At 74.6% G+C, this 19,150-nt stretch carries 20 protein-coding genes and 1 pseudogene; 10 read left to right on the forward strand and 11 right to left on the reverse strand.

All coding sequences use genetic code 11. From position 1 onward, the window contains the following. Positions 1-101: 101 nt before the first annotated feature. Positions 102-722: a class I SAM-dependent methyltransferase gene (locus tag AD017_RS01840; protein WP_060572488.1), complete on the reverse strand. Its 621-nt coding sequence runs from the start codon at positions 720-722 to the stop codon at positions 102-104. A 137-nt stretch (positions 723-859) separates the two neighbouring features. Here AD017_RS01840 and AD017_RS01845 point away from each other — a divergent pair, with 137 nt between their 5' ends. From AD017_RS01845 to AD017_RS01855, 3 genes are all read left to right on the forward strand, one after another. Next, on the forward strand, positions 860-2,572 hold the full coding sequence (locus AD017_RS01845) for an alpha/beta hydrolase (protein ID WP_145984092.1): 1,713 nt from the start codon (positions 860-862) through the stop codon (positions 2,570-2,572). A 53-nt stretch (positions 2,573-2,625) separates the two neighbouring features. After that, on the forward strand, positions 2,626-3,471 hold the full coding sequence (locus AD017_RS01850) for an alpha/beta fold hydrolase (protein ID WP_075314144.1): 846 nt from the start codon (positions 2,626-2,628) through the stop codon (positions 3,469-3,471). A 146-nt stretch (positions 3,472-3,617) separates the two neighbouring features. Continuing rightward, on the forward strand, positions 3,618-4,001 hold the full coding sequence (locus tag AD017_RS01855) for an N-acetyltransferase (protein ID WP_060572492.1): 384 nt from the start codon (positions 3,618-3,620) through the stop codon (positions 3,999-4,001). A 6-nt stretch (positions 4,002-4,007) separates the two neighbouring features. Here AD017_RS01855 and AD017_RS01860 read toward each other — a convergent pair whose 3' ends face one another. The 5 genes from AD017_RS01860 to AD017_RS01880 all read right to left on the reverse strand — a co-directional run bounded on the left by AD017_RS01860 (position 4,008) and on the right by AD017_RS01880 (position 7,122). After that, positions 4,008-4,259 (reverse strand): DUF3039 domain-containing protein, encoded by a 252-nt coding sequence (locus AD017_RS01860; protein WP_010226044.1) that lies wholly within the window; start codon positions 4,257-4,259, stop codon positions 4,008-4,010. Between the two features lie 50 nt (positions 4,260-4,309). Beyond that, the gene (locus AD017_RS37310) at positions 4,310-4,756 is read right to left on the reverse strand and encodes a DUF3099 domain-containing protein (protein WP_082399002.1); all 447 of its coding nucleotides are present in this window, start codon (positions 4,754-4,756) and stop codon (positions 4,310-4,312) included. 138 nt (positions 4,757-4,894) lie between these two features. Further along, on the reverse strand, positions 4,895-6,100 hold the full coding sequence (locus tag AD017_RS01870) for a hypothetical protein (protein WP_010226042.1): 1,206 nt from the start codon (positions 6,098-6,100) through the stop codon (positions 4,895-4,897). After that, entirely contained in the window at positions 6,097-6,504 is a 408-nt protein-coding gene (locus AD017_RS01875; protein ID WP_060572495.1) for a helix-turn-helix transcriptional regulator, read from the reverse strand. The genes AD017_RS01870 and AD017_RS01875 overlap by 4 nt, the downstream gene beginning before the upstream one ends. Positions 6,505-6,531: 27 nt before the next feature. Then, a complete protein-coding gene (locus AD017_RS01880; protein ID WP_010226040.1) occupies positions 6,532-7,122 on the reverse strand; it encodes an HhH-GPD-type base excision DNA repair protein in 591 nt (196 codons plus the stop codon). Between the two features lie 10 nt (positions 7,123-7,132). On the opposite strand from AD017_RS01880, the gene AD017_RS01885 reads away from it, so the two are divergent. The 3 genes from AD017_RS01885 (at position 7,133) to AD017_RS01895 (ending at position 9,517) form a co-directional block, all read left to right on the forward strand. Further along, positions 7,133-8,713, forward strand: a complete 1,581-nt coding sequence (locus AD017_RS01885; protein ID WP_060572498.1) for a methyltransferase — start codon at positions 7,133-7,135, stop codon at positions 8,711-8,713. Next, complete coding sequence (gene dtd / locus AD017_RS01890; protein WP_060576182.1) at positions 8,710-9,156, forward strand: D-aminoacyl-tRNA deacylase; 447 nt, start codon at positions 8,710-8,712, stop codon at positions 9,154-9,156. Before AD017_RS01885 ends, dtd begins: the two co-directional genes overlap by 4 nt. Before the next feature lie 76 nt (positions 9,157-9,232). Then, positions 9,233-9,517, forward strand: a complete 285-nt coding sequence (locus tag AD017_RS01895) for a YggT family protein (RefSeq protein WP_075301330.1) — start codon at positions 9,233-9,235, stop codon at positions 9,515-9,517. On the opposite strand, the gene AD017_RS01900 is transcribed toward AD017_RS01895, so the two are convergent. From AD017_RS01900 to AD017_RS01915, 4 genes are all read right to left on the reverse strand, one after another. Then, a complete protein-coding gene (locus AD017_RS01900; RefSeq protein WP_145982626.1) occupies positions 9,518-10,828 on the reverse strand; it encodes a patatin-like phospholipase family protein in 1,311 nt (436 codons plus the stop codon). A gap of 180 nt (positions 10,829-11,008) precedes the next feature. Then, on the reverse strand, positions 11,009-11,347 hold the full coding sequence (locus AD017_RS01905) for a hypothetical protein (protein WP_010228424.1): 339 nt from the start codon (positions 11,345-11,347) through the stop codon (positions 11,009-11,011). Between the two features lie 105 nt (positions 11,348-11,452). Continuing rightward, a complete protein-coding gene (locus tag AD017_RS01910; RefSeq protein ID WP_010228426.1) occupies positions 11,453-11,953 on the reverse strand; it encodes a helix-turn-helix domain-containing protein in 501 nt (166 codons plus the stop codon). 177 nt (positions 11,954-12,130) lie between these two features. Continuing rightward, positions 12,131-13,927, reverse strand: a complete 1,797-nt coding sequence (locus AD017_RS01915; protein WP_010228427.1) for an alpha/beta hydrolase — start codon at positions 13,925-13,927, stop codon at positions 12,131-12,133. Between the two features lie 527 nt (positions 13,928-14,454). Between AD017_RS01915 and AD017_RS35965 the strand changes: the two are divergent. The 4 genes and pseudogenes from AD017_RS35965 (at position 14,455) to AD017_RS01940 (ending at position 18,216) form a co-directional block, all read left to right on the forward strand. Then, positions 14,455-15,558: pseudogene (locus AD017_RS35965) on the forward strand (alpha/beta fold hydrolase). Between the two features lie 175 nt (positions 15,559-15,733). Further along, entirely contained in the window at positions 15,734-16,888 is a 1,155-nt protein-coding gene (locus AD017_RS01930; protein WP_227012635.1) for a sigma-70 family RNA polymerase sigma factor, read from the forward strand. A 267-nt stretch (positions 16,889-17,155) separates the two neighbouring features. Beyond that, positions 17,156-17,677, forward strand: coding sequence for a flavin reductase family protein (locus AD017_RS01935; RefSeq protein WP_010228433.1), 522 nt, complete (start codon positions 17,156-17,158; stop codon positions 17,675-17,677). After that, positions 17,674-18,216, forward strand: a complete 543-nt coding sequence (locus AD017_RS01940) for an NAD(P)H-dependent oxidoreductase (protein ID WP_010228435.1) — start codon at positions 17,674-17,676, stop codon at positions 18,214-18,216. Before AD017_RS01935 ends, AD017_RS01940 begins: the two co-directional genes overlap by 4 nt. On the opposite strand, the gene AD017_RS01945 is transcribed toward AD017_RS01940, so the two are convergent. Next, on the reverse strand, positions 18,200-19,129 hold the full coding sequence (locus AD017_RS01945; protein WP_060572504.1) for a pseudouridine-5'-phosphate glycosidase: 930 nt from the start codon (positions 19,127-19,129) through the stop codon (positions 18,200-18,202). The two genes, AD017_RS01940 and AD017_RS01945, sit on opposite strands and share 17 nt — an antisense overlap. Positions 19,130-19,150: the final 21 nt, after the last annotated feature.

A 19,150-nucleotide genomic window follows, 5' to 3' on the forward strand; every position in this document is an offset into this window, starting at 1 on the left:
TCGGCGGTGACCCGGCTGCGGGGCGTCGATCAGGGTAGCCGGGCGGGCCGCCGCGGCGGCCGGGTGGTCGGGCGTCGGCCCCCGGTGCAGGTCAGGCCGGGTCAGGGCCGCGGACGGGGCCGCCGCGCGGTGATGACGAACGCCGGCGGGATGTTCGCGAGCACCCCTCGCCCGACGACGACCTCCTCGAAGGCGTCGGCGAGCCGGGCCCGCAGCCGCCGGGCGGGTGGCAGCGACCGGGTGGCGGTGTAGCCGAACTGGGTCAGCGCACCGTCGGCGTGCAGCGCCCCGGCGATCACGTCGGTGAGCCGCGGCCCGTGCTGCGGGTAGGCGGCCCACGGCAGCCCGGAGACGACGACGTCCGCCGCCCCGAGACCACGTTCGGCCAGCAGCGCGGGCAGCGCCGCCGCGTCGCCGACGACGACGTCGACACCCGGGTGCCGGCGCTCGAGCAGTCCCGCGAGCGTCGGGTTCAGCTCGACGGCCAGGTGGTGCCCGCGCCCGCCGAGCCGCTCCGCGATCACCCCGGTGAACGCGCCGGTCCCCGGCCCCAGCTCGACGACGACCGGGTCCCCGGTCTCCGGCACCGGCGCGGTCGCGACGGCGGCCAGGGTGCGCGAGCTGGGCAGGCAGGACGCGGTACGCACCGGGTCGCGGAGGAACTCGCGCAGGAACGTGCCCGCACCGGATCCGGTCGCGGGCGGGGCGGTGACGGTGGTCATCGGGCTCCGGGGGTCGGGCGGCGGGGGCCACGGCCACCGGGGCGGCCGCGGTCCGCCACGCTGCCCGCTCCGGTTGGCCTGCGGTCGACGGCGGGGTGAACGAGCCACGGCGGCCGGGAGTGGGGATGATGGGTGCGATGAGCACGCGCGAGGACGGCCCGGCGACCGGCCCCGCCCCGGAGCGGGGCGGACCGCTCGCCCTGCCCGCCGCGGGGCTGCGGCTGGCGGCCGCGCTGACGGCCCGTCCGATGGTCCTGCTGCGCCGCGGCGGCGGCTGGATCGCCGAGCTCGGCCGGGTCGGTCTCGGCCGGGGCGCCGCGGTCCCGGGCGACGACGCCCCCGGCACCGGGTGGCCGGCCGACCCGGTCCGGCGCCGGGCCGCGCAGGCCCTCCTGGCCACCACCGGGGCCCTGTCCGGCCTGCTCGACGACGCCGCGGGCGGCCCCGACCTCCCTCTCCCGCCCGCCGACGCCGAGCGGCTCCGCGCGAGCCTGGCCGGCCTGACCCGGCTGATGCTGCCCGGGGCCCCGGCACCCGCTCCCGTCCCGGGACCGCCGGCCGGACACGCGGCGCCGGAGGCGGGGCCCGGTGACGACGGGTCCGCCGACCGGGTCTTCACCGACCCGGTCCCCGGTGGCCCCCGGGTCCCCTTCGACACCGGCGCCCGGGAGGCCCGCGACGGCCCGGTGCACGGCCGGGACGTCGCGGCCGCACCCGGGGCGGTCGTCCTGCGCACGCCGATGTTCGAGCTCCTGCAGTACCTGCCGACGACCGAGCGGGTGCACGACACCCCGGTGCTCGTCGTCCCGCCGCTGGTGCACCGCTACTGGCTGGCCGACCTCGCCCCCGGCTTCTCCCTCGTCGAGCACCTGCTCGGGCGGGGGCTGCAGGTCTTCGCGCTGTCCTGGCGCCCGGCGGGACCGGCCGACGCCGGCCGGGACCTCGACGCGCACGCCGCCGCCGTCCTGGACGCCCTGGAGGCCTGCACGCGGATCACCCGGGCGCCACGGGTGTCGCTGCTCGGGGTCCGCACGGGCGGGCTGCTGGCCGCGGCCGTGCAGGCCCACCAGGCCGCGATCGGGCTCGCCGACCGGGTCGCCGCCGTCGGCTACCTCGCGACCGTGCTGGACCAGTCCGAGGCGCTGCCCGGCTTCCGGCCGGATCCCGGCACCGTCCGGTCGGCCGCCGAGCAGGCCGCCCGGGTGGGCGTGCTCGACGGCGCCTCGGCCGTCGAGGCATGGGCGTGGCGACGCGGCCCGGAGCGGGTGCTGCCGTGGGCGGTCCCGGACGCCGAGCACGAGGGGCCCACGGAGCTGCACGGACGGGCCGCCCGGGCGATGCGGGCGTGGGCCGGTGACCTCCTGCCGTTGCCGGCGTCGCTGCACGCCGACCTGCTGGCGCTCGCCACGGCGGGCGACGACGGCATCCGCGTGCTCGGCACCCCGGTGCATCCGGCCGAGCTGCGGCGCGACGGCTACCTCGTCGCCGCGGCGGACGACCCCGTCCAGCCGTGGACCGGCGGGTTCCGCACCGCCCGGATGCTCGGTGGCTCCTGCCGCCTCGTGCTCGCCCCCGGTGACCAGGCGGGCGCGCTGGTGGCCCCGCCGCGGACGGCGACGTCGTTCCGGGCCGGTTCGTGCGGCGACGGCGACGGGGCTCCCGAGGGCTGGCTGGCCGCCGCCGAGTGGATCGAGGGCTCCTGGTGGGACGACCTGGCCGACTGGCTGGGCGACCGGTCCGGCGTCCTGCGCGACGCACCGCCCGAGCTCGGCGGACGGCGGCTGCGACCGCTGTTCCCGGCCCCGGGCACCTACCTGACCGCCGACCCCGAGGTACCGGCCCGCCCCTGATCCGGTCGATCTCACACCGGCAGGGTCCCCGGCGGGGCCCTACGCTCGCCGTGATGGCCACACCACCACTCCCCCGGCCCACCGGGTCCGGCCTCGAGGAGCACGACGTGCTCGTCGGCGGCCGCACCCTGCGGGTCGTGCGGCGCCCCGCGACCGGACCGGGTGCCCGGCGCACCCCGCTGCTGCTGTGCAACGGCATCGGCGCCGCCACCGACGTCCTCGACCCGCTGGTGGAGGCCCTGCCCGCGGACCTCGACGTGATCCGGTTCGACCCGCCGGGGATCGGCGGGTCGCCCGCGCCGCGGATGCCGTACCACCTGTCGTGGCTGGCGCACCGGATCGGGCAGGTGCTGACCAAGCTGGACGTGCGCGAGGCCGACGTCCTCGGCTTCTCCTGGGGCGGGATGCTGGCCCAGCAGCTGGCGATCAGCCGGCGCCGGCGGGTCCGCAAGCTGGTGCTGGCGGCGACCGGCCCGGGCGCGCTGATGATCCCGGCGTCGCCGCGGGTGATGGCGGTGATGACCTCGCCGAAGCGCCACCAGGACCCGTCCTACGTCGACGCCGTCGCCGCCCGGATCTACGGCGGGTCGCTGCGGCACCACCCGGAGCGCGCCGCCGAGGCACTCGGGGCCGGTGGCCGCCGGGGCCCGATGCGCGGGTACTACTACCAGCTGCTGGCACTGTCCGGGTGGACGAGCCTGCCACTGCTGCCCGCGATCACCGCGGACACGCTGATCGTCGCCGGGGACGACGACCCGATCGTCCCGCGCGGGAACGCGACCCTGCTGGAGCGCGGCATCCGGCGGTCCCGGGTGCACCGCTACCCGGGCGGGCACCTCGAGATGCTGCTCGATCCGGAGCCGTTCGCGGCCGAGATCGACCGGTTCCTGTCGTCCTGACCGGCCGCTCCGCCCGGCTACGGGCGTTCCGTGCCGGTGACGCGGCACCGCTCGCCGCGCTCGACGCGCCCCTGCGGGACGTCCTCGGCGAGTCGGGTCCCGGCTGGCACACCGCCACGGCCGCGGACCCGGCCCGGCTGCACCTGGTGCTCGACGACGGCGGTGCGGGTCCCGGCGGCTACCTCGTCCTGGCGGCCCCGCGCGGCCCGGAGCCGGGCGTGGAGCTGCACCGGCTCGTGCTGGCCGCGGACCGGCACGGCACCGGGCTGGGCCGGGCTGTCCTGCACACCGCGCTGACGCTGGCCGGGGCACCGGGCGGGCCCGGTGCCGGGCCCCCGGTCGCCGTCGATCCCGCCTGGACACCGCCGGGCTGGGTGGCGGCCGGACGGCTCTGGCTCGAGGTGGCCCCGGACAACACGGCCGCGCTGGCGCTCTACCGCGCGGCCGGGCTGGTCACCGAGACGAGCCTGCCGTCGGTGCCGGGCGATCCCGGCTCGCCGCCGGTCCGGCTGGTGCTCTCCTGCGGCTGAGCCCGCTCAGGAGTCGTCGCCGCCCTTGGGCAGCCCCTCGAAGATCTCCTTGCACTCCGGGCAGACCGGCGCGCCCGGCTTCGGCGTCTTGGTGACGGGGAAGGTCTCGCCGCACAGCGCCACGACCATGTTGCCCAGGACCGCACTCTCGGTGATCTTGGACTTCTGGACGTAGTGGAACATGTCCGGCGTGTCGTCGCCGGTGCTGTCGCGGGTCTCGGGCCTGCTGTCGACCTCGGGCAGTGTCGTCGTGGACATGGGCCCATGATGCACGACGGCGGCCGGTGCCCGTCCCGCGACGGGCCCGGTCAACCGGACCGGTCGCGCCCGTCCGCCGCACCGGCCCTGTCGTCCGGTTCCGCCCGTCCCGTCCCGTCGCCGGGACCGTCGGTCCCCGTCCGGGCACCCGCCGCGTCGTCGCCGTGCGGGGTCGCACCCGCGTCCCGGCCGGTCGTGCCGCCGGACGGCCCGGCCCCGTCGGCCTCCTGCTCCGACGAGTCGATCACCTGGTGCGGCCGGGCCTCGATCGCCCGGTGCTCGCGCCGGTACCGGTTCGGCTTCTCCGCCTTGCGCGGGAGCCGGTCGTTCGCGACGAGCACGGCGATCCAGGGCAGCGGCACCGAGATCGCCAGCAGGGTCACGGCGAGCCACGGGATCTGGTAACAGATCCCGGCAAGGATCATGCAGGGGATCCGGAGACCCATCGTCAGCTTGTAGCGCCGCTTCCGGATCTCCAGTTCCTCTTCGTAGGACATCTGGGCATCCGTGATGAGGACGGATTCCTCGCGTCGCTGGTCCGACACGCGACCACCTCCGGTTCCATGGTGACACCCGCACAGGAGGACGGCGCGGCCACATCGGTGGGCGGCGGCCACCCCGTGGTCCGGGCCGGTTCAGGCCCCGTCGGGGCCGTTGCCGAGCAGCGGCTCGTCCGCCGACCGGACCTCGGAGCCGGGCAGCCCGTCGGGGTGCTCGGTCCGGGCGCGCTCCACGGCGTCCAGCGCGATCCCGAGGTGCTTGCGCTTGCTGGCCTCGTAGAACGCCCGCGCGCCACCGGCGAGCTTCGGCTCCGCGTGCAGCGGCTTGTCCGACACGCACAGCAGGGTGGCGTTCGGGATCCGGTAGCGGAACCCGTTGGCGGCGATCGTCGCCGACTCCATGTCCACCGCGACCGCGCGGGCGAGCCGCATCCGGTGCAGCGTCGCGGACTGGTTGAACTCCCAGTTCCGGTTGTCGGTGGTGTGCACGACGCCCGGCCGGTAGGTCGCCTCGGCTCGCTCGAGGGCGTCCATCAGGTAGCCGTTGAGCCGCAGGCTGGGGATGACGGGCACGTCCGCGGGCAGGACCTCGTCGAGCACGTGGTCGGCCCGCTGGTAGGCCGTGGCCAGCACGAAGTCGCCGAGCTCCTGGCGGTTCCGCAGGCCGCCGCAGTGCCCGATCATGATCATCGTGTCCGGCCGGAGGACGGCCAGGTGATCGGTGACGGTCTTGGCGTTGGCCGGGCCGACGCCGATGTTGACCAGGGTGACGCCGTCGCCCGCGTCACCGTCGTCGCCGTCCGGGACGTGGTGGTAGGCGGGCATCTGCACGCCCTCGCGGTCCGGGCGCTCGGCGTCCGGGAACCGCTCCAGGAACGACTCGACGTGCATCGCGTAGTTGGTGAACAGCACGTGCCGCTGGAACGACTCGGCCGGCGTCCCGGTGTAGTGCGAGAGCCGGTCCAGCGAGAGCGCCATCCGCTCCGGGCCGAACAGGAACAGCTTCTTCACCCGCAGGTCGAAACGGTCCTCGTCGAGCGCGGCGAAGAACTCCGGGTCGGTGAAGGCCCGCGCCGGCCGGGCCGCGCGGGCCGTGACCGTCGCGCCGGCGGCGACGAGCCCCCGCAGCTCGCGGTGCAGGTAGCGGCGGATCGCGGACGGCCGGGCGAACTCGCCGGAGATCCGCGGGTTGTGCGTCGACCAGGGCCGGACGACCTCGAGCTCGGGGTACCAGCCGTCGCGGTAGACGGCGTCGAGGGCGCCGAGCAGCCGGTCGATCTCGTGGTCGAGCTTCTCGGGCGGGACCGGTGGGCGGACCTGCTCGATCATCGCCGGGGTCACGACGCGTCCTCGTCGCCCGCGCCGTGCGCGTGCAGCCTCCCGGGGGTGACGGCCACCGCCGACACCACCTCCAGCAGCCGCCGCGCCAGACCGTCGGTCAGCCGGTACCGGACCAGCCGCCCCTGACGGTGCGCGGTGACCATGCCGTGCGCGCGCAGCAGCCGCAGCGCGTGCGAGACAGCCGAGTCGCTCATCCCGACGGCCACGGCCAGGTCGGAGACGCAGAGATCGCCGGCATGCTGCAGGGCGAGCAGGATCGACAGACGGTTCGCCTCGCCCAGGACGTCCAGGACGGTCGCCGCGTCGGCCACCCGCCGGCCGTCGGCCAGCACGGCGACGGCGTCGCAGACCTGGTCCGGGTCGATCACGCGGGCGCCGCTGAGTGCCTCCGGAACCTTGTGCACGCCACCGATGCTAGTCGCCCCGCGGGCTCACCCGGCGGTCGCGGCCTTCTTCTCGCGCGCCGCGGCCTTGATCGCCTTCTTCGTGTCCCGTACCTCGACGAGTGTCTGTGCGTCGACGACGTCGGCGGCCGACAGCCGGGTGCCGTCCTTCCCGTAGTCCCCGGCGGCCTCCCGCCAGCCCTCCGGCGTGACGCCGTACTGCTTGCCCAGGATCGCGACGAAGATCTTCGCCTTCTGCTCGCCGTAGCCCGGCAGCGCCTTCAGCCTGCGCAGGACCTCCCGGCCGTCGGGGTCGCCCCGGGTCCAGATCGCGGCCGGGTCGCCGTCCCAGTCGTCGACGATCGCCCGGCACATCTCCTGCACGCGCTTGGCCATCGAGCCGCCGTAGCGGTGGATCGCCGGGGGCGTCGTGGCGAGGGTGGCGAACTCGGCCGGGTCGTGGTCCGCGATCACCCGCACGTCGAGCCCGCCGAGCCGGTCGTGGAGCTTCTGCGGCCCGCGGAACGCGACCTCCATCTGGATCTGCTGGTCGAGCAGCATCCCGATGAGCAGTGCCAGCGGCTCGCGCCCCAGCAGCGCGTCGGCCTCGGGTTCCTGGGCGATGCAGATGCCGGTCATGCCGGAAAGGATGGCACGCGACAATGGCGGTGTGCTCCCCCATCTCGACCCCGGCCGTACCGAGCGGGTCCGCGCCTGCCTGCTGGAGGCCGGCTACACCCCGGACGGCGTCCGCGCCCTGCTCGGGCGCTCGGCGCACGACGCGCTGACCCGCGGCGAGCCGGAGCCGGCCGCCCGGGCCAGCCGCGACGGCGGCGAGCTCGGCACCCTGGTCCGGCTGTTCCTGCTGGAGGACGTCGAGCCCGAGCCCGCGGTGACGGCCGCGCTCGGTGACCTGGACCCGCTGCTCGAGGGACGGATCGTGCGCCGCACCCCGGACGGCATCCGGGCAGCCCTGGACGTCCGGCCCTACGGCGAGGGGCCGGGCGACGCCGGCGAGCCCGGCGCCGACTGGTGGGTCGTGTCCGACCTCGACTCCCCCGCCGCCCGGCAGGACCGCGAGCACGTCACCGGCGTCGGCGGCGCGTCGCTGTCGCTGGCCGCGGCCACCGTGCGCCGCCCGGTCGGCTCGCTGCTCGACCTCGGCACCGGCTGCGGGGTGCAGGCCCTGCACGGGTCCCGCCACGCGCTGCGGGTCACGGCCACCGACGTGCTGCCGCGGGCGCTGGCGCTGGCCCGTCTGTCCTGCGGTCTCTCCGGCGTCGACGTCGACCTCCGCGAGGGGCCCTGGTTCTCCCCGGTGGCCGGTGAGCGGTTCGACCAGGTCGTGTCGAACCCGCCGTTCGTGCCCGGCCCGCCGCGGGTCGACTACGTCTACCGCGACTCCGGGCAGGCCGGGGACTCCGCGCTGGCCGCGCTGCTCGGGGAGCTGCCCGGGCTGCTCAACCCCGGCGGTGTCGCCCAGCTGCTCGGCTCCTGGCTGCACGTGCGCGGCGAGGACTGGCCGGACCGGGTGCGGTCGTGGCTGCCCCCGGGCGTCGACGCCTGGGTCCTGCAGCGCGAGGTCGTCGACCCGGGGATGCACGTCGGCACCTGGCAGCGCGACGCCGGGCTGGTGCCGTCGTCGCGGGCCGCCCGCGAGCAGGCCACGGCCTGGCTGGACTGGATGGCCGCCGAGCGTGTCGAGGGCGTCGGGTTCGGGTTCCTGCTGCTGCGCCGGACCGACGCCGAGCCCACCGTGGTGGTCGAGGACCTGCCCGGCGAGCTCGGCGAGGGGCTCGGACGGGAGATGACCGGCTGGCTGGACCGGATCGACTGGCTCCGCGCGCACCCCCGCGACGAGGACCTGCTCGGCGCGACGCTGCTCCTCGCCCCGGAGACGGTGCTGGAGTCGGCGTCGTCGGTGGACCCGGACGGTGGCTGGGCCGAGCTGTCGACGACCGTGCGCCGCTGGGGCGGCCCCGGCTGGGAGCACCCGGTGGACGGCCCGGCCGCGGCCCTGCTCGCCGGGTGCCGGGGCGAGCTCCCCCTCTCGGAGCTGCTGGCGCTGCTGTCGTTCGCGCACGACCGCCCGTACGATGCGCTGGCCGGGGCCACGCTGCCCGCGGTGCGCGAGTTCGTGCGGCACGGCCTGCTGGTCCCGGTCGGCGGTTGGCCGCACCCGGTGGCGTCCGGTGCGGCGTCGACGACCCCCGCGGGGCCCGTCGGATGAAGGCCGTGGTCGCCCGGGTCCGCCGGGCCTCGGTGACGGTCTGCGACGACGGCGACGAGCCGCTGCGGGTGTCCGGGGCGATCGGCCCGGGCCTGCTGGTCCTGCTCGGGGTGCACCGCGACGACGTCGGCGACGCCACCCGGCCCGCGACGATGGCCCGCAAGCTGCACGAGCTGCGGATCCTGCGCGACGAACGCTCCTGCGCCGACTCCGGCGCCCCGCTGCTGGTGGTCAGCCAGTTCACCCTGCACGGCGAGACCCGCAAGGGGCGCCGTCCGTCGTGGTCCGCGGCGGCCCGGCCGGAGGACGCCGCACCCGTCGTCGACGCCGTCGTCGCGGCGCTGCGCGGGCGCGGCGCGACCGTCGAGACCGGTGAGTTCGGTGCGGACATGGCCGTCGAGTCGGTCAACGACGGCCCCTTCACCGTGCTGGTCGAGGTCTGATCCTTCCGGTCCTCTCATCGGATTCTCAGCTCCGAACGGGACGATCGGGGCAGTAGCGGAGAGGAGCTGGGGAATCGTGATCGCTTCATTGCTCGGCCTCGTACTGGGGTTGTTCCAGTTCGTGCTGGTCGCCCGGGTGATCGTCGACTGGATCGAGGTGCTCGGGTCGGGCCGGGGCGGCGCCGTGCTCGACACCGCCCGCCGGATCACGCACGGGATCACCGAGCCGGTCGTGGCGCCGGTCCGCCGGCTCGTGCAGCCCGTGCGGATGGGGAACGTCGGTCTGGACCTCTCGGTCCTGATCGTGTTCGTGCTCGTGTTCGTCGTCCGGCTGGTGGTCGTGCCGCTGATCCCGTTCTGATCAGTCGCCCGGCCCGAGCCGCAGGGTGGTGATCCGGCCGTCGTCGTCGAGCTCGGCCTCGACGCGGCCGGGCACCGCGCCGGCCGGGTCCCCGGCCCGGGTGACCCGGACGTCCCACACCGCGGCGTCCCGGGTGACCTGCTTGCGTGCCGGGTCGACGGTGAACTCGCCGTCGAGGAGCCGGTCGGCGTGCTCGCGCAGCGGCACCCCGCCGGGGTCGCGCTCGCGGAACGGCGCCGTCGAGTACAGGACCGCCTCCGGCACGACCGCCGCCCGGAACGCGCTGACGTCCCCCTCCAGCACAGCCCGCTCCACGGCCAGCGCCCCGAGGAACCGGTCGGCCGCCGTCGCGCCGCTCGCCTGGAGGCCGGCCAGGAACGACGCGTCGCGGTTGAGCTTCGACGCCGACCCGATCACCCGCGACGCGAGCACCGACGGCGGCATCTCCAGCACCCGCACGGTGACGTGCCGGTAGCCCGCCTCCGGTGTCAGCGAGCCCTCGGCCAGCAGCCGGTCGATCGTCTCGACGAACCCGAGCTCCTGGTTCAGCGAGAGGTTCCCGGCCAGCGCGTTGCGGCGGTCGGCGATCTCGATCGGCGTCCGTGGCTCGGACCCGATCGCGGACGGGTTGATCTGCACGACCCACAGCTCGTCGGGATCGGTGTCGAGCAGGTCACGGACCGGCGGGTTCTGCGAGAACAGGCCGTCCCAGTAGACCCCGCCGTGGGTGTGCACGGCGCGGAACAGCGTCGGGATCGCGGCCGAGGCCAGGACCGACCGGTCGGTGATCCGGTCGGTGCGGCTGGAGAACGCACGGAACTCCCCGGTCAGCACGTCGACGGCGCCGAGCAGCAGCAGCGGCTCCCGCCCGTCCGGGTCCGGGGTGATCGCGGCGAGGTCGACGTGCCGGCCGAGCAGGTCGAGGAACTGGCGGGTGCCGTCGAGCGGGCGCGGCACCAGGTACGGCGTCGACGCCGGCAGCAGCCCGATCCCCTGCAGCGCCCCCGCCCAGACGACGCCCGCGTTCTGCAGCCGCGCCAGCGGTGACCGGGCGGCGTTGTCGGCCCAGAACTCCTCGAGCGCCCGTGCCGCGGAGGCGCGCTCCCCCGGGCCCTGCCCGCCGCGCAGCCGGTCCCACGCGACGAGGGCGCAGATCGCTCCGCCCGACGTCCCGGAGAGCCCGACGATCTCGGTGTCGTCGAGGGCGGGCGAGCGCAGCAGCCGGGCCAGGACACCCGCGGTGAAGGCCGTGTGGCTGCCCCCGCCCTGGCAGGCGACGGCGATCCGGCGGGGACGGTCGGGGCTGCTCATGGCCCCATGATCGGGCGCGCGGGGCCGGGGCGGCCAGCGGCCGGAGGTCCTGTCACCCGCTGTTCACGCCGGCAGCGGCCGGACGCGACACGGCCCCCGCCGTGGCGGGGGCCGTGGGGCGGAGTCCCGGCTCCGGGGAGGGGGACGTCCGTGTGCGTGGCCGGCCGGTGCCGGCGGGGATCACTTCGTGGTGGAGCGCGGGCTGCGCGCGGCCTTCGGCGCAGTCTCCTCGGTCACGGCCTCGGCGGCCTTCGTCGCCTGCTCGGTGAACTGGTCGACGACCGAGGACCCGGCCCCGACGACGGTCCTGGCGAGCTCGCGCTGGTGGCCCAGCACCTGCTCGTAGAAGTCGAAGACGCGGTCGACGGCGACACCGGCGTCGGGCAGCTGCGGGCGGCCGCCGTCGGCGAACTGCCTGCCGAAGCCCTGCACGGTCTCGGTCCAGTTGCGGACCGACTCGGTGACCAGGTCCTGGCCCCGCTTCGCGATGTCGACGAACTGCTCGGTGGAGGCGGTCATCGTGGCTCCCTCCCGGGAAAGGTCTCGTGGCGGACGGGACGCGGGGGCACGCCCGTCATGCCAAGAAAACTACGCAGCACCGTTAAGTATGTCAAGCATCCCTGCTCAGTCCCGCTCGACGAAGCTCCGGTACACGCCCAGCAGGGCCGCCTTCTGCTCGTCGGACAGCCGCCGGTCGGCCGCCACCGCCGCCTCGACGTCCGGGACGGCCCGGTCCCGCCCGGGATCCGGCGTCGCGGCCGCGGGCGGGTCGGCGTCGTCGTCGCGGAACGACCAGCCCGCCCGGCTCAGCATCTGGTCGGTGTCGAGGTGCAGCGCGTCGGCGATCGAGCGCAACACCTTCAGCGACGGCTGGTGCAGCCCGCGTTCCACCTGGCTCAGGTAGGCGTTGGACACCTTCGTCATCGCGGCCATCTCGCGCAGCGAGAGCTTCGCCATCTGGCGCTGGGCGCGGATGAAGCCGCCCAGCGCGTTGACCTGCGCGCTCCAGGCGTCCTCCGCGGCCTCGGCGGCCTGTGCACCGGCGCCGCGCAGCCGCTGTGCGGCCGAGGCGGCGCTCGACCCGTCGGACCCGCGACGGCGGTCCTCCTGCTGCGCGCGGCTCACCGGGCGACCCCGGTCGGACACCCGGCAGTGCCCGGGCACGGTCCGCGCGGCGGTCGCCGGCGCGCGGACGGGATGCGTACGCGGTCCATGGTCGCGCATTGTCCCCGTTGCGCGGCCGCCGCGCACGCACCGCCCGTGACGCACCACAGTGGACGGAGTGTCGGGAGCGGGGTTTCCTCAGCCGGTGAGGACGTAGCGTCCCGGCGACGGCTCGAGCGGCGGATGGGCGTCGGAGCCGACCTTCTTCGGCGCCGGGACCTCCTTGCCCGCCCGCTCCGCGATCCACGGGGTCCAGTCCTCCCACCACGACGCCTTGCGCTCGCCGGCGTCGTCGCGCCAGTCGTCGGGCGAGGCCGGCAGGTCGTCGGACTCGCCGAACCAGTGCCGCGACTTCGGCGACGGCGGGTTCACGACCCCGGCGATGTGGCCGGAGTTGGACAGGACGAAGCGCACCGTGCCGCCGATCTTCGCCGCGCCGGTGTAGACCGAGCGCCAGGGTGCGATGTGGTCGGACTCCGCGGTGATGACGTAGCTGTCCGGGCGGACGTCGGCGATGTCGAGCCGCTCCCCCGCGAGCTCCAGCTTGCCCTCGGCGAACCGGTTCTCCAGGTACAGCGTGCGCAGGTACTCGGTCTGCATCGCGGCCGGCATCCGCGTCGAGTCGGCGTTCCAGCTCAGCATGTCGAACGGCTTCGGGTCCTCGCCGAGCATCCAGTCGTTGACGACGTAGTTCCACACCAGGTCGGTCGCGCGGAGCAGGTCGAAGGTCGTCTTCATGCTCGCCGCGGGCAGGTAGCCGTCCTTGCGCATCGACCGCTCGAGCCGGTTCACCGTCTGCTCGTCGGTGAAGACCCCGAGCTGCCCCGGGCCGGTGTAGTCGAGCAGCGTGTTCATCAGCGTCAGCGAGTTGACGTACTGGGTGCCCCGCGCCTCGAGCCAGGCGACGGTCGCCGCGGACAGGGCACCGCCCAGGCACAGCCCGGCGACGTTGATCTTGTCCTTGCCGGTGATCTCCCGGACGACGTCGATGGCCGCGATCGGGCCCTCGCGCAGGTAGTCGCTCATCGTCAGGTCGGCGAGTGCCGAGTCCGGGTTCCGGTAGCTGATCATGAAGACGGTGTGACCGTGCTGCACCGCCCACTCGACCAGCGACTTACCCGGCGCGAGATCCATGATGTAGTACTTGTTGATCCACGGCGGGCTCATCAGCAGCGGGGTCTCGTGGACCTTCTCGGTCTGCGGCTCGTACTGGATCAGCTCGATCAGCCGGTTGCGGAAGACCACGTGCCCCGGCGTGACGGCGAGGTCCTTGCCCACGACGTACTGCCCCGGCGTGACCTGGCGCGGCATCCCCCGGTTCTGCACGGTGTCGCGGAGCATGTTCCGGGCACCGCGCACGACGTTCAGGCCGCCGGTCTCGACGATCTTCTTCGGCCAGGCCGGGTTGGTGACGACCGCGTTCGACGGCGCGAGCGCCTCGACGGTCTGCCCGACCAGCCAGTCCAGCTTGCGGCGCGCGACCGGCGAGACCCGGGCGGCCTTCGACAGCTCGGTCAGCCGGTCCGCGAGCAGCGCGTGCTCCTGACGGGCCAGGTAGTACCAGGCGTTGCCCTCCCAGGCCGGGTCGGCGTAGCGCTTGTCCTTCTCGGGCAGCGACGCCGGCCCGTTGGTCGTGCCGCCGACGGCGCGCGAGGCCGCCGCCGCGACCGCCTTCGCCGAGTCGACGCCGAAGCCGAAGCCCGCCCGCAGCACCGCGCCGGGGCTGCCCGCGAGGGACTTCGCGGCCTCGCCGAGCGCACCGCCGAATCCGACCGGGTCGACCTTGGCCCGCAGACCCTCGGGATCGGCCAGCTCGCGCAGGTCGCGCACGAGGCCCGCCGCCTGCCGTCGCAGCACCTCGGTGGCGTCCCCGGCCCGTTCGGCCGCCCCGCCGGTCGTGTCGGTCTCGTTCCGGGCTGCGGGCTGCGTCGTCACTGTCGTCTCACTCCAGATCGGCCGGTGGTGTCCGTGCCTCGTCGCGCGGATCCCCCGAGGGGGTGGCGCGAAGATGTCGCCCATCGTGACGGGGTACTCACCGGTAGGCAGCCCCTGTCCGGCCGCGTCACGCTGAGACCCCCCTCACCTGCGCTTGATGTAGCAAGCACTACCGACGAGTAGTCCCTGAGTTGCTTGACATACCGAACGCGTTTTACCGTTCGGTAACCCGGACAGGCCCCGGGCATCAGAGTTGATGGGAGAGGCCCATGAGCACGGCGACCAGCCAGCGCACCACCGCGGCGACCGATCACGGCCCGCGTGCCGTCCCCGCCACCGGCGGGACGGAGACCGCCCCGGCGGGACACGTCGACCCGTTGCGCTTCCTGATCTCGTACAACGCCCGCAACCTGACCAAGGTGGTGACGGAGGTCGGTCGCGCCACGGGCGCGTACTGGATCGACGCCGTGCAGCGGATCGCCAAGCCCGGTGACGCCGCCCGTCGCTCCTTGCTCTGGCTCTCGGCGATGGCCGACCGCCGCGAGCCGGCCTGGCACCTGGCCAACGAGGTGGCGCTGTCCACCCCGTTCGCGCTGCTGCGCGACTTCACCGCCGCCGAGCACCGCGACGACGACGTGGTGCCCACCCTCGTGCTGCCGCCGCAGGCCGGGCACTCCTCGACCGTCATCGACTACTCGCCGCAGCAGAGCCAGCTGGCGATGATCCGGGCGGCGGGCCTGACGAAGCTCTACGCGCTGGACTGGCGCCCCGCGACGACCGCGACGAAGAACGTCACGATCACCGACTACCTCGAGGTGATCGACCGTTCGATCCGCCGGATGGGCGGGAGGGCGAACCTGGTCGGCGACTGTCAGGGCGGGTGGCTGGCCACGATCTACGCGGCCCTGCACCCAGAGCGGGTCAACACCCTGACCCTGGCCGGCGCACCGATCGACTTCCACGCCGGCGAGTCGATCATCTCCGCCTCCACGAAGCTGATGGCCGGATCGATGGGCATGGCCCCGTACAAGGCGCTGGTCGCCGCGGGTGGGGGCAACATGCCCGGTTCGGCGGTGCTGTCCAACTTCATCTCGATCCAGCCCCAGTCCGAGGTCTCCCGGCAGCTCCAGCTGCTGGAGAACATCGACGACGCCACGCACGTCGAGCGCTACCGGGTGTTCGAGGACTGGTTCAAGTACACCCAGGACATCCCCGGGGCGTTCTACCTCTAGCTGGTGGAGAACCTGTTCTGGAAGAACCGCCTGATCGACGGCACGCTGCAGGTCGACGGCCGCACGGTCGACATGGCGGCGATCGACTGCCCGCTGCTGCTGCTCGCGGGCTCCACCGACCACATCACCCCGGCGCCGCAGCTGTTCCCGGCCGCGGAGAAGGTGAGCACGCCGGCGAAGGACGTCACCTACCGGACGGCGTCGGCCGGCCACCTCGGGCTGTTCATGGGGCGCGACGCACTGCGTCAGGAGTGGCCGGTGCTGATGGAGTCCGTCTACTCGCACTCCGTCCCGGGTGCGCGCGCGAAGGCGGGCGGAACGGGCAAGGGCTCGCGCCGGCGCAGCAGCGTCCGCGCCGTGGCCGATCCCCGCGACACGCCGCGGGTGCCCGCTCCCTAAGAGGATCCTGAGAGATCCGCAACACGATGTGATCGACGACACGGCCCCCGCGGCGATTTTCCCGGCCGCGGGGGCCGCGTCGCGGGAACGATCCCGTCACGGGGTGCGTTGGACCCGGTGTAGGGCGATGCGACGAGCCCCATCCGTCGTTCGTCGCGCCCGAGCAGGGGAGGAAATGCACATGACGGTGACCACGACCGCTCCGGCCGCGACCTCGGCCGAGACCACGGCCGTTCCCGGCCCCCGCCGTACGACGGAGGCGCCCACCCGCGCCGCCGCGAAGAAGACCGCTCCCAGGGTCGCGTCGAGTTCCCGGGCACGGGCGACCGCACAGGACACCGCGCTGGAGACCACCGTACCCGGTGCGAGCGCCGCGCTGGCCGAGGATCTCGACGCGCAGAGCCCGGCCGCGGACCTCGTCCGCGTGTACCTCAACGGCATCGGCCGCACCGCGCTCCTCACGGCCGCCGAGGAGGTCGACCTCGCCAAGCGGATCGAGGCCGGCATCTTCGCCCAGCACCGCCTCGACACCGCGACCGCCGAGGGGACCCTCGAGTCCCTCGACCCGCAGTACCGGCGGGACCTGCGGGCGGTCGTCCGGGACGGTGCACTGGCCAAGAACCACCTGCTGGAGGCCAACCTCCGGCTGGTCGTCTCGCTCGCCAAGCGCTACACCGGGCGCGGCATGCCGCTGCTGGACCTGATCCAGGAGGGCAACCTGGGCCTGATCCGCGCGGTGGAGAAGTTCGACTACACCAAGGGCTTCAAGTTCTCGACGTACGCCACCTGGTGGATCCGGCAGGCGATCACCCGCGGGATGGCCGACCAGGCCCGCACCATCAGGCTGCCCGTGCACCTGGTGGAACAGGTCAACAAGCTCGCCCGGATCAAGCGCGACATGCACCAGCGGCAGGGCCGCGAGCCCAGCGAGGCGGAGCTCGCCCAGGAGTCCGGCATCCCGGAGCACAAGATCTCCGACCTGCTGGACCACGCGCGTGACCCGGTGAGCCTGGACATGCCCGTCGGGTCCGAGGAGGAAGCGCCGCTCGGCGACTTCATCGAGGACGCCGAGGCCACCGACGCCGAGAACACGGTGATCTCCAGCCTGCTGAGCGACGACCTCCGCCGGGTGCTCGCCACCCTGGAGGACCGGGAGCAGAAGGTCATCCGCATGCGGTTCGGCCTCGACGACGGCCAGCCCCGCACGCTCGACCAGATCGGCCGCGCCTTCACGCTCTCCCGGGAGCGGGTGCGCCAGATCGAGCGCGAGGTCATGGCGAAGCTGCGGGTCGGCGAGCGGGCCGACAAGCTGCGCGCCTACGCCAGCTGAGGCGGGCACTCCTCTCCTACCACGCACGACGGACGACGGCCGTGCGGAGCATCGCTCCGCACGGCCGTCGTCGTCAGCGCACCCCGGGGCTCCCCACGAGTTCGGAGTGCGGCAGGGGAGAGTTCTACATGATCATCGCCCGGGCGGTCCGGGCGCCCCGGGAGATCGCCCCGACATCGCCCCGACACCGGGCCCGCCGTCGCACGGCGTGGGACGCGTGACCGTGATCGCTGGCCCGACCGGCGTGGCGCGCCTAGGGTCGAGGACATGTCCGGATCCACGGCCCACACCACGTCCGTCCCCGGCCCGGTCACCCCGGAGGCCATGCGCGACACGCTCGGCGCGTTCGCCTCGGGGGTCGTGGTCGTCACCTCCCACGGACCGGACGGGCCGATCGGTTTCACCTGCCAGTCGTTCTCCTCGCTGTCGCTGGAGCCACCGCTGGTGAGCTTCTCCCCCGCGCGGGGATCGTCGACCTGGCCGCGGATCCGCGAGATCGGGCGGTTCTGCGTCAACGTCCTGGCTGCCGACCACGAGCACCACAGCGCCGGGTTCGCGCGCTCGGGCGTCGACAAGTTCGCCGGGGTCTCGTGGACACCCGCCCCGTCCGGCGCGCCGGTGCTCGACGGCGTCGGCGCCTGGGTCGACTGCACCCTCTGGAACGAGTACGACGGCGGTGACCACACCATCGTCGCCGCCCGGGTCGACGCGCTCGGCGCCGACGTCGCGCGGCTGCCGCTGCTGTTCTTCCGCGGCGGCTACCACCTGACCCCGAAGGAGAGCTCGTGAGCACCATCATCGGCGTCGTCGCCGGGCCGGAACCGGGCGGACGGACGGCCACCGCCGTCGCCGGACTCCTCGCCGGCGCCGAGAAGGCGGGCGACAGCACCCGGCTGATCGAGCTCTCGGAGACCTCGCACGACGAGGTCACCGCCGCGTTCGCCGACGCCGACGCCGTCGTGTTCGGCAGCCCGGTCTACCGGGCCGGGCACACCGCGTCGCTGCGGGCGCTGCTGGAGGCCACCGAGCGCGGGAAGTGGGGCGAGAAGACCGCGCCGCTGCAGGGCAAGGCCGCCGCCGTCGTGCTGACCGGGGCGAGCGGGCACCACTTCCTCGCCGTCGACGACCTGCGCTCGGTACTCGCCGGGTTCTTCGCGGTGCAGGTCCTCTCCCCCGGGCTCTACCTCGACCACTCCGGCTACGTCGACCGGAACACCCTCACGCCGGAGTCGGCGGAGCTGGCTGCGGCGCACGGCCGGGCACTGGCGGACCTGACGGCCGCGGTCCGGTCGTCGGAGGCGTTGCGGGCGGTCACACCGGTGGTGTGACCGCCGCGGGTCCGGCCGGCCCGGCCAGGGCCGCCGCGATCCGGGCCCCGAGCGCCATGTTGTTGCGGTAGACCGCCACGTTGACCTCCAGGCTGCGGTCACCGGTCGCGTCGCGGACCCGTTGCAGCAGGAACGGGGTCGCGTCCTGGCCGGTGATCCCGGCGTCGTCGAGAGCCGCCAGCGCGGCGGTCAGCGCGGCGTCGTGCTCGGCCGGGGGCAGCTGCTCGGCGGCCGGGACCGGGTTGGCCACCAGCAGCGCGGACCCCAGGCCGAGACCGCGTGCCGCCCGCCAGGCCACCGCGACCTGCTCCGGCGACTCGACGCGCTGCGGCACCGCGTACCCGGAGTCGGCGACGTAGAACCCGGGGAAGGCGTGCGTCCGGTACCCGGCGACCGAGATCCCGAGGGTCTCCAGCCGTTCCAGGGTCGCGGGGACGTCGAGCACCGACTTCACCCCGGCACTCACGACGACGATCGGCAGCCGGGCCAGCGCCGGGAGGTCGGCGGACTCGTCGAACGTCGACGCCGCGCCACGGTGCACCCCGCCGAGACCGCCGGTGGCGAACACCCGGATCCCGGCCCGGTGGGCGACGTGCGCGGTCGCCGCGACGGTCGTCCCGCCGGAGACCCCGGTGGCCGCGGCCACCGGGAGGTCGCGGGCGCTGAGCTTCGCCACGTCCGGATCGGACGCGAGCCGCTCCAGCTCGTCGCCGGTCAGCCCGACGACGACCTCGCCGGCGACCACGCCGATCGTCGCCGGGACGGCACCCAGCGAGCGGACCAGGTCCTCGGCGTCGCGCGCGACGCCGAGGTTCCGCGGCCGCGGGAGGCCGTGGGTGACGATCGTGGACTCGCAGGCCAGCACCGGCCGCCCGGCGGCCAGGGCCCGGGACACCTCGTCGGCGATCCTCATCGTGATCGACCGTAGCGCCTC

This window comes from Pseudonocardia sp. EC080619-01, assembly GCF_001420995.1.
Classification (GTDB): domain Bacteria; phylum Actinomycetota; class Actinomycetes; order Mycobacteriales; family Pseudonocardiaceae; genus Pseudonocardia.